The 11,726-nt window shown below is 72.6% G+C and carries 13 protein-coding genes and 1 pseudogene; 10 read left to right on the top strand and 4 right to left on the bottom strand.

Going from position 1 to position 11,726, the window contains the following annotated elements; all coding sequences use genetic code 11:
* Nucleotides 1-62 precede the first annotated feature (62 nt).
* From GKS42_RS13805 to GKS42_RS13790, 4 genes are all read left to right on the top strand, one after another.
* Nucleotides 63-2,750, top strand: coding sequence for a bifunctional acetate--CoA ligase family protein/GNAT family N-acetyltransferase (locus GKS42_RS13805; RefSeq protein WP_154794343.1), 2,688 nt, complete (start codon nucleotides 63-65; stop codon nucleotides 2,748-2,750).
* Between the two features lie 75 nt (nucleotides 2,751-2,825).
* A complete protein-coding gene (locus GKS42_RS13800; RefSeq protein WP_154796729.1) occupies nucleotides 2,826-3,392 on the top strand; it encodes a DUF5998 family protein in 567 nt (188 codons plus the stop codon).
* Nucleotides 3,389-4,576, top strand: a complete 1,188-nt coding sequence (locus tag GKS42_RS13795) for an alkaline phosphatase family protein (protein WP_232847662.1) — start codon at nucleotides 3,389-3,391, stop codon at nucleotides 4,574-4,576. The genes GKS42_RS13800 and GKS42_RS13795 overlap by 4 nt, the downstream gene beginning before the upstream one ends.
* Nucleotides 4,576-5,223, top strand: coding sequence for a thymidine kinase (locus tag GKS42_RS13790; RefSeq protein ID WP_154794342.1), 648 nt, complete (start codon nucleotides 4,576-4,578; stop codon nucleotides 5,221-5,223). The genes GKS42_RS13795 and GKS42_RS13790 overlap by 1 nt, the downstream gene beginning before the upstream one ends.
* A 20-nt stretch (nucleotides 5,224-5,243) precedes the next feature.
* Here GKS42_RS13790 and sepH read toward each other — a convergent pair whose 3' ends face one another.
* Nucleotides 5,244-6,401: a septation protein SepH gene (gene sepH, locus GKS42_RS13785; protein WP_154794341.1), complete on the bottom strand. Its 1,158-nt coding sequence runs from the start codon at nucleotides 6,399-6,401 to the stop codon at nucleotides 5,244-5,246.
* 388 nt (nucleotides 6,402-6,789) lie between these two features.
* On the opposite strand from sepH, the gene GKS42_RS13780 reads away from it, so the two are divergent.
* Complete coding sequence (locus tag GKS42_RS13780; protein ID WP_133109845.1) at nucleotides 6,790-7,089, top strand: DUF4193 domain-containing protein; 300 nt, start codon at nucleotides 6,790-6,792, stop codon at nucleotides 7,087-7,089.
* Here GKS42_RS13780 and GKS42_RS13775 read toward each other — a convergent pair.
* Nucleotides 7,059-7,526 carry a DUF3093 domain-containing protein gene (locus GKS42_RS13775; RefSeq protein ID WP_168217836.1) on the bottom strand — a complete coding sequence of 156 codons (468 nt, stop codon included), beginning with the start codon at nucleotides 7,524-7,526 and terminating at the stop codon, nucleotides 7,059-7,061. The genes GKS42_RS13780 and GKS42_RS13775 overlap by 31 nt on opposite strands.
* 109 nt (nucleotides 7,527-7,635) lie before the next feature.
* Between GKS42_RS13775 and dut the strand changes: the two genes are divergently transcribed.
* From dut to GKS42_RS13755, 4 genes are read left to right on the top strand one after another with little or no spacing between them, the layout of a single operon-like run.
* A complete protein-coding gene (dut, locus tag GKS42_RS13770; RefSeq protein ID WP_154794339.1) occupies nucleotides 7,636-8,121 on the top strand; it encodes a dUTP diphosphatase in 486 nt (161 codons plus the stop codon).
* Nucleotides 8,121-8,825 carry a DUF3710 domain-containing protein gene (locus GKS42_RS13765; protein ID WP_154794338.1) on the top strand — a complete coding sequence of 235 codons (705 nt, stop codon included), beginning with the start codon at nucleotides 8,121-8,123 and terminating at the stop codon, nucleotides 8,823-8,825. The genes dut and GKS42_RS13765 overlap by 1 nt, the downstream gene beginning before the upstream one ends.
* Before the next feature lie 21 nt (nucleotides 8,826-8,846).
* Complete coding sequence (locus GKS42_RS13760) at nucleotides 8,847-9,233, top strand: OB-fold nucleic acid binding domain-containing protein (RefSeq protein ID WP_154794337.1); 387 nt, start codon at nucleotides 8,847-8,849, stop codon at nucleotides 9,231-9,233.
* On the top strand, nucleotides 9,230-9,982 hold the full coding sequence (locus GKS42_RS13755; protein WP_232847661.1) for a DUF3159 domain-containing protein: 753 nt from the start codon (nucleotides 9,230-9,232) through the stop codon (nucleotides 9,980-9,982). Before GKS42_RS13760 ends, GKS42_RS13755 begins: the two co-directional genes overlap by 4 nt.
* Here GKS42_RS13755 and GKS42_RS13750 read toward each other — a convergent pair.
* A complete protein-coding gene (locus tag GKS42_RS13750) occupies nucleotides 9,906-10,586 on the bottom strand; it encodes a potassium channel family protein (protein WP_154794336.1) in 681 nt (226 codons plus the stop codon). The two genes, GKS42_RS13755 and GKS42_RS13750, sit on opposite strands and share 77 nt — an antisense overlap.
* A pseudogene (locus tag GKS42_RS13745) lies at nucleotides 10,586-11,266 on the bottom strand (potassium channel family protein); the annotation flags it as partial. The pseudogene GKS42_RS13745 and the gene GKS42_RS13750, both read right to left, overlap by 1 nt.
* A gap of 64 nt (nucleotides 11,267-11,330) precedes the next feature.
* On the opposite strand from GKS42_RS13745, the gene GKS42_RS13740 reads away from it, so the two are divergent.
* Complete coding sequence (locus GKS42_RS13740) at nucleotides 11,331-11,711, top strand: nitroreductase family deazaflavin-dependent oxidoreductase (RefSeq protein ID WP_154794335.1); 381 nt, start codon at nucleotides 11,331-11,333, stop codon at nucleotides 11,709-11,711.
* Nucleotides 11,712-11,726: the final 15 nt, after the last annotated feature.

Below are 11,726 nucleotides of genomic sequence, written 5' to 3'. Positions count from 1 at the left end.
CGGCCGCCAACCCCGCCGTCCCACTCCGAGGAGACGGGAGCCGCCTGACTAGGATCGAGGGCATGCACAGCCAGGAGCCCGCGGCGGCGAGCGAGCCCCGAGCGGCCGACGGCGCCGAGCCCGGCGCGCCGGAGTACCCGGCGCACTGGGAGGCGGACGTCGTGCTGCGGGACGGGTCGACGGCCCGGATCCGGCCGATCCGCCCGGACGATGCCGACGCGCTGCAGCGGTTCCACGCGCGGCAGTCCCCGGAGTCCATCTACCTGCGCTTCTTCGCGCCGCTGGAGCGGCTCCCGGACCGGGACCTGCACCGGTTCACCAACGTGGACCACTCCGACCGGGTCGCGCTGGTGCTGCTCCTCGGCGACGACATCGTCGCGGTCGGGCGGTTCGACCGGGTCGGCGGCGGGGACGCCGAGGTGGCGTTCAACGTCCTCGACGACGTCCAGGGCAAGGGGCTCGGCTCGGTCCTGCTGGAGCACCTGGCCGCGGCCGGCCGGGAGCTCGGGGTGCGCAGGTTCGTCGCGGACGTGCTGCCCCAGAACACCCGGATGGTGCGGGTGTTCTCCGACGCGGGCTACGACGTGGACCAGGCCCTCGACGACGGGGTCCTCGCCGTCTCGTTCACGATCAGGCCTACCGACAGGTCGCTGGCCGTGCTCGCCGAACGCGAGCAGCGCGCCGAGGCGCTCTCCATGGCCGGGCTGCTCGACCCCGGTGCGGTGCTCGTGTACGCCGCAGGTCCCGACGGCGTCCGGTTCGGTGAGCGGCTGCGCGCGGCCATCGAGGGCGGCGACTACGCAGGCACGGTCCGCTGCGTCGGGCTGCCGGGCGGCCCGGCGACGTTGGCCGACGTCGCCGACGCCGGCCCGTTCGACCTCGCCCTGGTCGCCGCGCCCGCCGTCGGGGTTCCGGCGATGCTCGGCGACCTCGCCGGCCTCGGCGTGCACGGCGTGGTGCTGTACTCCGGTGGGTTCACCACCGCCACCCACGAGGGCCGGGTGACCCAGCGGGTACTGGTCCGGGCCGCCCGCGAGGCGGGGCTGCGCCTGGTCGGCCCACACTCGTTTGGGCTGGTCACCGGCGGCGCCAACGGACACCTGAACGCGACCACGTCCCAACGCCCCCTGCGGGAGGGCACCGTCGGACTGTTCTGCCAGTCCGGAGCGGCCGGACTGGCGATGGTCACCGGTGCCGCCGAACGGGACCTCGGCGTGTCCTCGTTCCTGTCCGCCGGGCACCGCGTGGACGTCTCCGGCAACGACACCATGCAGTTCTGGCTCGCCGACGAGCGCACCCGCGTGAGTGCCCTGCGGTTCGAGTCGATAGGGAACCCGCGCAAGTTCTCCCGGGTCGCGCGCCGGCTCTCCGGGAAGGGGCCGGTGATCACGATGATCGCGGGCACCACCGGTCAGCTGAACCCGCCGGGTCACGCCGTGCGGATCTCCCGCGAGCCACGGCGCGCGCTGGACGAGCTGATGCGACAGGCCGGGGTGATCAGCGCCGAGACGATCCCGGAGCTCCTCGACCTGGCCACCCTGTTCTCCGAGCAGCCGCTGCCGGCCGGGCGACGGGTGCTGGTGCTGACCAACTCCGGCACCCAGGCGGCCGTGATCGCCGAACTGCTCGCCGGCGCCGGGCTGGAGGTCGCGGGCACCCCGATCGCCCTGGTCCCGAGCGCGGGCCCGGCGGCATATCGGGAGGTCATCGACGCGGCGCTCGCGCGTGACGACTGGGACGCGGCCATCGTCGCGTACGTGCCGATCCTCGACGACGTGGGCTCCGCCGTCGGGCCCGAGATCGCGCGGCTCGCCGAGCGCTCCGGGCGCACCACCGTGGCCTGCGTGTTCGGGACCGCCGGACTGACGCCCGAACTGGCCACCGCGCAGGTACGGGTACCGGGCTTCTCGACCGTGGAGGCGGCCACCCACGCGCTCGTCCAGGCGGCCCGCTACCAGGACTGGCGCAGCGCGGACCGGGGCCGCCGCGTCGACCCGGACGACATCGACCGGCGCCGCGCGAAGGAGCTGGTCCAGGCCGAGCTCGCCGACCTGCCGCGCGGACTGACGAAGCGACTCAGCCCGGAGCGGGCGGCCGAGCTGCTGGCCACCCACGGGCTGCACAAGTGGCGCGAGGTCACGGTCACCGGCGCCGACGCGGCGGTCACGGCCGCCGAGGAGCTCGGGTGGCCGGTCGCCCTGAAGACCTCGGACGAGGTGCTGCGTCACCGGGCCGACCTCGGCGGCGTCCGGCTGGACCTCTCGAACCCGGCCGAGCTGCGGGAGGCGTTCGCGCAGAGCGAGGCCCGGGTGCGCGCCATGGTGGGCCGCGGCACCACCTTCGACGTGCAGTCGATGGCCCCCACGGGCGCCGCGTGCGTGATCCGGGCCACCGAGGACGAGCTGTACGGGCCGATCATCAGCGCCGGTCTCGGCGGGGACGCCGTCGAGCTGCTCGGGGACGTCTCCTACCGGGTCCCGCCGCTGACGGACGTGGACGCCCTCGAGATGATCCGCTCCCTGCGTGCGTCCGCCCGGCTGTTCGGGCACCGCGGGCTGCCCGCCCTGGACATCGCCGCGCTCACGGACGTGATCGGCCGGGTCAGCGTCCTCAAGGACGAGCTGGCCGAGGTCACCTCGATCACGCTGAACCCCGTGCTCGTCTCCGAGACCGGGGCCGCCATCCTCGGGGCGGCCGTGGACGTCGGCCATCCGGCCCGGGGGGACGCCGCGCGACGGGTGCTCCCGTGACCGGCGGCCGACCGTGAGCCGGGGATCGCCGTGAGGTGGGAGACTGGGGCGGTGCAGAAGTCACGAGCCCAACAGATGCGCCACCTGCGCAGCGATATCGAGCGTGCCGGCTACTACCCGTCGCTGGTCGCCGACGTCCTGGAGATCGCCCTCGCCGGCGAGGAGGTCGTCGCGCACCTGGTGCACCCCGAGACCGTCTTCGACCGCACCGAGGTGCGCCGGCACGTCACCGCGCTGACGCTCACGCCCACCCGGCTGATCGTCGCCCACGTGGACGACGTGCCGCCCGAGGAGGTCGACGGCGCCTCGACCGCCGCGGCCACCACGGAGGCCGTGCCGATCGGTGCGATCCGGTCGGTGGCGCTCACCCACGGGGTCGTCGACCCGGCCGTCTACCAGCAGGGCAGCGGCGGCACCGAGCTGACGCTGGCCCTGAACTGGGGTTCGGTACAGCGGATCGATCTCGAGCCCGCGACCTGCCCCGACCCCAACTGCGAGGCCGACCACGGGTACACCGGCACGTCGATGCCGGACGACCTGGTGGTCCGGGTCAGCGCCGAGGCCGAGGGGGCGGACGCGATGGCCGCGGCGGTCTCCTTCGCGGCGGCGCTGTCCGCCGCCACCGCACGCACCGGCACGTGAGCGCATCGGTCGACCCCGGCGCCGCCGCCGAGCCGGCGGGCACGCTGGGTCAGGTCCTGTGGGGTGCCGTCGGCGCCTGCGGGATCGACCTCGCCATGCCCGACGACGCAGCGACCTCGAGCGTGGACGTGGCGGCCGCGCTCGGCCTGCCGCAGGCCCGCAAGGCGGTCGTCGTGCTCGTCGACGGCCTCGGCTGGCATAACCTCACCGACCGCGCGGACGTGGCGCCGTTCCTGACGTCGACCGGCCGGCTGGACGCGCTGACGTGCGCATTCCCGTCGACGACGGCGACGAACCTCGGCTACTTCGGTACCGGCCGGGCCGGTGGCGAGACCGGGCTGCTCGGCTACACCGTCCGGGAACCCCGCGGCCGGCTGATGAACATGATCTCGTGGAACACGGGCGCGGACCCACTGGCCTGGCAGCGCCGGCCCACCGTGTTCGAACGGCTCGAGGAGGCCGACCGGTCCGCGGTCAGCGTCGGACCGTGGCGGTTCGCCTCCTCGCCGCTGACCAGGGCGGCCCTGCGTGGCTCGGAGTTCCTGCCCGCCGAGACGCTGCCCGAGCGCGTGGACACCGCGCTGGGTGCGCTGCGCGAGGTGGACGTGGACCTCGTGTACCTCTACTGGGGTGACGTCGACTCGACCGGCCACCACGAGGGGTGGCGCTCGGGGGAGTGGGCGGACGCGCTCGCGCACACCGACGCCGAGCTCGCGCGGCTGGCCCGGCTCCTCCCGCTCGGCACGACGATGGTGGTGACGGCCGACCACGGGATGGTCGACATCCCCCACGGGCCGAGCACGCACGTCGCGGAGCCGGCGCGGGTGGACGTCGCCGACCGTCCGGACCTGGCCGCCGGCGTGGACCTGGTGGCCGGCGAGCCCCGTGCGGTGCACCTGTACAGCCGACCGGGCGCCGCGGAACAGGTTCGTGAGGTGTGGGCCGATGCCCTCGGCGACCGCGCGCGGGTGATGTCGCGGGCCGAGGTGATCGACACGGGGCTGCTCGGCCCTGTGGACCCGCGGTTCACCGAGGTCATCGGGGACGTCGTGGTGGCCGCGCTCGGTGACCTCGCCGTGCATGACTCGCGTACGCAGACCGCTGCGTCGCTCACCCTGGTCGGGATGCACGGCTCGATCACCCCGGCCGAGCGCACCGTGCCGCTCGTGGTGCTGGAGGGCTGATGGCGGACCTGGTGTTCTTCTCGGGAACGATGGACTGTGGAAAGTCCACCCTTGCGCTGCAGATGGACTACACCCACGCCACTCGGGGCCGCCGTGGTGTGATCTTCAGCCGCGACGACCGGGCCGGTGCCGAGATGCTCTCCTCCCGCCTCGGCCTGGCCGTGCCCGCGGTCGAGGTGACCGAGCAGACCGACTTCTGGCGCGAGGTGGTGCACCGCCGCACCCGCGGCCAGGTGGTCGACTACCTGATCTGCGACGAGGCGCAGTTCTATGCACCCGAGCAGATCGAGCAGCTGGCGCGCGTCGTCGACGAACTCGTCGTGGACGTGTTCGCGTTCGGGATCACCACCGACTTCCGGACGCGGCTGTTCCCCGGATCGGCACGGCTGCTCGCGCTGGCCGACCGGGTCGAGGTGCTCCAGGTGCGCGCGCTGTGCTGGTGCGGGCGCCGCGCCACCCACAACGCCCGCACGGTCGGCGGCGTCATGATCACCGAGGGCGAGCAGATGGTGGTCGGGAACACCGGAGCCCGCACCGGTGAGGTGGGCTACGAGGTGCTCTGCCGGCGGCACCACCGGGCCGGCCTGACCGCCACCTCCGCACACGCGCCGAGCCCGTCGCCGGATCCGCTGGATCTGAGCGGCTGAGAGCCGGCCGGGACGCTCGGTCAGTCGTTCTTGGCGCCGAAGACGATCTCGTCCCAGGACGGCACGCTGGTGCGGCGGTTGCGCCGTGGGCGCTTGCTCCTGGCGGGCGCCGCGGGCTCGGACGGCTCCTCGTCGTCCCCGGCGGTGGGGTCACCGGCAGGATCGGTCGCCGGGTTGGCCAGGTGCGGCGGCAGATCGATGATGCCCGCGTCCTGCGCCTCCTCGGGGTGGGACGCCGGCGGGTGCGCGGCCGGCGGGTCGTCCCAGAGCATCGGCTCGTGGACACCGTCACCGGCGACGCCGGGGCGTTCGCCCACCCGGCCTGCGCCGTCAGGACCGTCGCCGGGTTCGTCCTCGGCGGTCTCGTCGTCCAGCTCGACCGGCTGTCGCACCCCGCGGCTGGCGCTCAGATGGTCCAGGAGGGCTTCGGTGCCGGACTCGTCGTCGGAGTCGGGTTCCTCGGGGGACGCGGGTTCGTCCTGGTCGGCGGCCACCGGCCTTGAGTCCCGGATCACCGCGTCGACGGCCTGGAGCGACGGCGCGATGTCCGCGTCCGTCTCGACGTCGTAGAGCCTGGCCCCGCGCACGGCACTGAGGTGGCGCCGCGGACCGGGCGCGCTCAGGTCCGTCTCCGACAGCCAGCGGCTCTCGTCGTCGAGGGCGGTGACCATCGATGACGCGAGATCGACCTGCCACACGGCCTCGCGGTCGCGGTCGCCCGCGATGAACCGGGCCACGAGTTCCCAGGGTTCGCTGCCGCGGCGGCGGGCGTCCCAGTCGATGGAGTCCGCATCGACGCCGCGCGCGGCGAGCCGGTCGACGACCAGGTCACCGAGCTGCGGCGCACCGGACTCGCGGCCGATGGTGAGCATCCGGGCCCGGCGGGCGACGTGCTCTCGTTCGGCGATGACCGGGCCCTCGTAGCGGCGGATCTGCTCGATCGCGAGCCCGGACTCGCCGGCGATGTCCTCGGCGCTCGCGCCGGCGCGGATCAGGATCTGGATGTCCCGTGGACGGAGCGCGGAATCGCTGCGCAGCTTCTCCAACTGGGGGCGGTCGCGGCGCACGGCGGCGCGCAGGGCGTCGTCGATGGGCAGCCGGTGCCGTTCGCCGTCGGGTCCGATGAGGATCAGATGCTCACCATCCGCATGGATCCCAACCAGTTCTAGCTCCACCATCACACCTCCGTACCGTGCACACCCCGAGCCTGCCAGCCCACGGGTCGGGACTGCCGCATTACGTCCGGTGTGGCGGTGATTCCCGCGACCGGGCCGCTGCAGGGGCGACCGTGGCAGCCTAACGCGGCCGCGTCGACGCCCGCCCGTCGGCGCGTGGTGCTCCGAACGGCCAAGACCGATGTATGGTTCGCCCCGGTGAGGCTGCGCGGACCCCGGTCCAACAGACCGGTTGCGCGTCGTCCTCGCCTCAGTTCCAAGGGATTTCTCCATTCGGTGCGCACACACGGCGTCCAGGGTGGACAATCCCTTCGCTACGGGAACATTTCGAAGCCCCACGCGTTGTAACTGCGACCACCACCATCAAGAGAAACCGGAGCGCTTGCCCACCATGGCGACCGACTACGACGCACCGCGCAAGAACGAAGAGGACCTCAGCGAGGACTCCCTGGAGGAGCTGAAGGCCCGGCGTGCGGAGAAGAACTCCGGGGCGGTCGACGAGGACGAGACGGAAGCCGCCGAGGGGTTCGAACTCCCCGGCGCCGATCTCAGCGGAGAAGAACTCTCCGTCCGCGTCCTGCCCCGTCAGGCAGACGAGTTCACCTGCTCGCGCTGCTTCCTGGTCCACCACCGCAGCCAGCTGGCCTACGAGGAGAACGGTCAGCCGGTCTGCTCGGAGTGCGCGGCCTGAGCCGCATCACCCACCAGGGCCCGCGCAAGTTCGGCGGCGCGCCTGGTGGAGATCAACCAGTACGGCGTCGGGTCCTGCGGGTCTCGCAGGACCACCCGTACCGCCGCCGGCGCCGATGAACTGAACTGGATGTGGGCGCGGGCATCGAGACCCGGCCCCATCGCCTTCTCGAGGTCGCTGCCCTCGACGATCTCCACGGCGTCGATGAACTCCCTGGCGATGTGTGCCCGGCCGGCCCGCAACTCCTCCGCCGTGACGACGGTCACGGGCGCGGTCCGCAGCAGCACGACCACCAACGCGATCGTCACCGCCACCCCGACGGTGACGGCGACCGGCATTCCCAGCACCACCGTGATCATCGCGGCGGCGAAGCCACCGGCTGGGGCGAGCAGCCACTTCCAGACGGAGGGCAGCAGGGTCTCGGAGAACACGGGCACGAACGCCAGTCTGCCACCGGCCACGGGTGCACCGGGCACCGAGTACCCGCCCCGACGATCCACCTCGACCGCCACGAGCGGTCGCGGGGAGAAGTAGGCTCGAGACGTGATGACTGAGAACGACGACCCCGGCACGGACGTGGACATCCTGATCCAGCGGCTCGACCCGGAGCTGCCGGTGCCGGCCTATGCCCACCCCGGTGACGCCGGCCTCGATCTGCGGGCGGCCGAGCCCGTGACCCTGCCCCCCGGTGGGCGGGCGACGGTACCGACCGGCATCGCGATCGCCCTTCCGCGCGGGTACGCCGCATTCGTGCACCCCCGCTCCGGCCTGGCCGCGAAGCACGGCATCACGACGCTGAACGCACCGGGGACGGTGGACGCCGGCTACCGCGGCGAGATCAAGGTCATCCTCGTCAACACCGACCCCGAGACCGAGGCCCGGCTGGAGCGGGGTGACCGGATCGCGCAGCTCGTGATCCAGCAGGTCGCCTCCGCCGCGTTCGTCGAGGTCGAGCACCTGCCCGGCAGCGATCGCGGCGACGGTGGCCTCGGTTCGACCGGGGGCTATGCGATCGCCGAGGGAGCACGCTGATGGCACTGTTCGGACGTAAGAAGGCCGCCCGGGCCGGATCCGCCGATTCCGTGGACTCCGCGGCTTCGGCGCCGAGCCCCGCCGAGCCCGAGGGGCGCGGCCCATGGGACGTCGACGAGGTGCCCGAGCTGGGTGGTCGCATCGATCTCGGCGCGATCCGGCTGCCGAAGCGGGCGGGCAGCCAGGTCAAGATGGAGCTGGACTCCAAGACCCGCCGCGTCGTCGCGGTGCGGCTGTTGCTGGACTCCTCGAGCCTGCAGCTGCAGGCGTTCGCCGCTCCCCGCAGCGAGGGCCTCTGGGACGAGCTGCGGGAGGAGATCGCCCAGCAGGTCGTCAAGCAGGGCGGGTCGTCCGACGAACGTACCGGCTCGTTCGGCCGCGAGCTGCTCGCCCGGCTTCCCGCCCGGCTTCCGGACGGACGTACCGGCAGCCGGCCGGCCCGGTTCATCGGCGTCGACGGGCCACGCTGGTTCCTGCGCGCGGTGATGTCCGGCAAGGCGACCGTGGACACCGAGGCGGCGGCCGCGCTCGAGGACGTGCTCGCGGACGTCGTGGTGGTGCGTGGCTCAGAGGCCCGCCCGCCGCGCGACCTGCTCACGCTGCACCTGCCCGGACGGTCGGGCGAACCCGCCCCGGACCTCGCGGGTGGGCGACCCAGCCTCGACCTGCCCAAGCGCGGCCCCGAGATCACCGAAACCCGTTGAGCCGGCAGTGAGGTCGAAACGATGAGCCTGCGCGACGCATGGGACCGGTTCACCGCCTCCCAGGCAGAGCTCGAGGCGGACGACGAGCAGCTCGAGGCGCGCCGCCGGGGTACCCAGCCGGTGGGCCGGTGCCACGCGCGCAGCCGCGCGACGGTCTCGGGTGTGATCCGGGCGGTGACGTTCGCACCGGCCGCCGCCGGCCCGGCCCTGGTGGCCGAGCTGTACGACGGTTCCGGCAGCCTCGATCTCGTCTGGCTCGGCCGGCGGGAGATCCCCGGCATCGAGCCGGGGCGCCGGCTCGTCGCCGAGGGCATGATCACCTCGGCCGACTTCGGCCGCACGCACGCCACGATGTTCAACCCGGAGTACCGACTCCTGGCCCCCGACTCCGCAGAGGCGACCCCATGACCGAGAACCGCGAGGCAGGCCCGGCCCAGGACACGTCCGACCCGGAGCTGCCGGACCAGAGCGGCCCGGCGCCGAGGCGCGGCGCCGTGCCTGGCGGCCGCGGCATGGGCCAGCTCGCGGCGGGGGAGTTCAGCCTGGCCGCGTCCATCGGTGGCGTGCGCGGGCTCGTCGAGTCGACGGCGCCCGGCCTGGTGTTCGTGGTCGTGTTCGTCGCCACCCGGGAACTCATGCCGGCGCTGATCTCCTCGGTGGCCGTCGCCGTCGTCGCCACGATCGCCCGGCTGGTCTCCCGGACGCCGGTCACGCAGGCCCTCGGCGGGCTGCTCGGCGTGGCGATCGGCGCCATCTGGGCGTGGCGCACCGGCGAGGCGCAGGACTACTTCAGGTGGGGTCTGTACGTGAACGCCGCGTTCGTGGTCGGCGTGACCGCCTCCATCCTGGCCAGGTGGCCGGTGGTGGGTGTGATCGTCTCGAGCCTGTTCGGGAAGGGGTTCGAGTGGCGCGCGGACCGGGCGCTGCTGCGCCGCTACTCGCTGGCGTCCTGGCTGTGGGTCGGTGCGTTCGCGGCCCGGCTGGCCGTGCAGGTGCCGCTCTACCTGAACGCGGAGGCGGGCTGGCTCGGCACCGCTCGCCTCGTCATGGGGTTGCCGCTGTGGGCGCTCGTCCTCTGGATCACGTGGCTACTGGTGAATCCCCGAGCAGGTGCTGCAGCTCAAGCAGATCCGCCTGCTCCGCAGACGACACGATGAGCAGTAGCTCGTCCCCGGCCTCCAGGGTGTCGTCCTGGCTGGGCGCGATCGGCTGATCGCCGCGGATGATCGCCGCCAGCACGGCCGCGCTCGGCCACCCGATCTGAGAGATCTGCTGACCCACCACCGCCGCGCCGGGGGACAGGGTGATCTCGTACATGCTCGCCCCGGACTGGTGGAACGTGAAGATCCGGACCAGGTCGCCGACCGAGACCGCCTCCTCCACCAGGGACGTCATGATCCGAGGCGTCGACACGAGCACGTCCACGCCCCAGGCCTCGTCGAACATCCACTCGTTCTTCGGGTTGTTCACCCGGGCCACGACCCGCGGTACCGCGAACTCGGTCTTCGCCAGCAGCGAGACCACGAGGTTCGCCTTGTCGTCGCCGGTTGCGGCGACCACCACATCGGCGGCGGCGAGGTCCGCCTGGCTCAGCGAGCTGATCTCGCAGGCGTCCGCGAGCAGCCACTCTGCCTCGCTGACCGAGGAGACCTTCATGGCCATCGGGTCCTTGTCGATCAGCAGGACCACGTGGTCGTGGCCGATGAGTTCCCGGGCGATGGAGCGGCCGACGCTCCCGGCACCGGCGATGACGACCCGCATCAGTCCTCCTCGGGCTTGGGCGCCGTGGCCAGGATCCGCTGGACCTCGTTGATGTGGTCGGTGTACACGATGACGTGCAGCAGGTCGTTCTCCTGGAGCACGTCGAGCGGGGACGGGATGTAGGCGTCACCGAACCGCGTGATGTACGCGATCCGTGCCTTCGCGAGGTTCTGCAGCTGCCGCACGGTGTGGCCGATCCAACCCTCGTGCAGGTCCATCTCGCACAGGCTCACGCCGCCGGAGGCGTCTCGGTACTCACTGGCCGCACCGGTGGGCATCATCCGGCGCAGCACCTGGTCCGCGGTCCACCGGACGGTCGCGACGGTCGTGATCCCGAGCCGCTGGTAGATCTGGGCCCGGCCCGGGTCGTAGATCCGGGCCACCACGTTGTCGATCCCGAACACCTCGCGGACCACCCGCGCGGCGATGATGTTGGAGTTGTCCCCGCTGGACACGGCCGCGAACGCGTAGGCGTCCTCGATGCCGGCCTGCGTCAGGGCCTCCCGGTCGAAGCCCATGCCGGTCACCCGGCGGCCCGCGAAGTCGTCCGAGAGTCGCCGGAACGCCTCCGGGTTCTGGTCGATGATCGCCACGGAGTGGCCTTTGGACTCCAGGGTCTCGGCGAGGGTGACCCCGACGCGACCCGCGCCCATGATGACGAAGTGCACGAGTCCAGACGCTACACCGGGAGTACCGTTGCGGCGTCAGCAGTCGACGCCGGGAGATCGCAACGGAGGCACACCGATGAGTCCGCTGTCCCGCTCGGTGGCCGAACGCAACAAGAAGTACCTGAACCACGTCATGCGCCACGTCGCCCCGAGGATGCCCGGATTCGGGCTGCTCACGCACACCGGCCGCACGTCCGGCACGAAGTACACCATCCCGGTGAACGTGTTCCAGCGGAACGGCTCGTACGTGTTCGCGCTGACCTACGGCCCCCGGACGGACTGGGTCCGCAACGTGCGCGCCGCCGGTTCCGCGCGGATCGTCACCCGGGGCCGCACCGTGGACCTGGTCGACCCGGTGCTCGGCAGGGACGAGACCGCCTCCTGGGCGCCGTTCGTCGTCGCCAGGATCCTGCGCGCGACGGACTCGCTCGAGACCCTCACGATGAGGGCGCGGTAGCCGGAACCTGCGCGT

Source organism: Occultella kanbiaonis (genome assembly GCF_009708215.1).
GTDB lineage: Bacteria > Actinomycetota > Actinomycetes > Actinomycetales > Beutenbergiaceae > Occultella > Occultella kanbiaonis.
Note: the sequence above shows the minus strand (reverse complement) of the source record. Positions and strands in the feature narration are given on the sequence as shown.

What these genes read in the sequence shown, in the direction of transcription:
- dut (WP_154794339.1), top strand. Translation starts at nt 7,636, where the DNA reads ATGACTGAGAACGACGACCCCGGCACGGACGTGGACATCCTGATCCAG.
- sepH (WP_154794341.1), bottom strand. Translation starts at nt 6,401, where the DNA reads ATGGTGGAGCTAGAACTGGTTGGGATCCATGCGGATGGTGAGCATCTG.
- GKS42_RS13780 (WP_133109845.1), top strand. Translation starts at nt 6,790, where the DNA reads ATGGCGACCGACTACGACGCACCGCGCAAGAACGAAGAGGACCTCAGC.
- GKS42_RS13800 (WP_154796729.1), top strand. Translation starts at nt 2,826, where the DNA reads ATGCGCCACCTGCGCAGCGATATCGAGCGTGCCGGCTACTACCCGTCG.
- GKS42_RS13765 (WP_154794338.1), top strand. Translation starts at nt 8,121, where the DNA reads ATGGCACTGTTCGGACGTAAGAAGGCCGCCCGGGCCGGATCCGCCGAT.
- GKS42_RS13750 (WP_154794336.1), bottom strand. Translation starts at nt 10,586, where the DNA reads ATGCGGGTCGTCATCGCCGGTGCCGGGAGCGTCGGCCGCTCCATCGCC.
- GKS42_RS13740 (WP_154794335.1), top strand. Translation starts at nt 11,331, where the DNA reads ATGAGTCCGCTGTCCCGCTCGGTGGCCGAACGCAACAAGAAGTACCTG.
- GKS42_RS13760 (WP_154794337.1), top strand. Translation starts at nt 8,847, where the DNA reads ATGAGCCTGCGCGACGCATGGGACCGGTTCACCGCCTCCCAGGCAGAG.
- GKS42_RS13790 (WP_154794342.1), top strand. Translation starts at nt 4,576, where the DNA reads ATGGCGGACCTGGTGTTCTTCTCGGGAACGATGGACTGTGGAAAGTCC.
- GKS42_RS13805 (WP_154794343.1), top strand. Translation starts at nt 63, where the DNA reads ATGCACAGCCAGGAGCCCGCGGCGGCGAGCGAGCCCCGAGCGGCCGAC.
- GKS42_RS13755 (WP_232847661.1), top strand. Translation starts at nt 9,230, where the DNA reads ATGACCGAGAACCGCGAGGCAGGCCCGGCCCAGGACACGTCCGACCCG.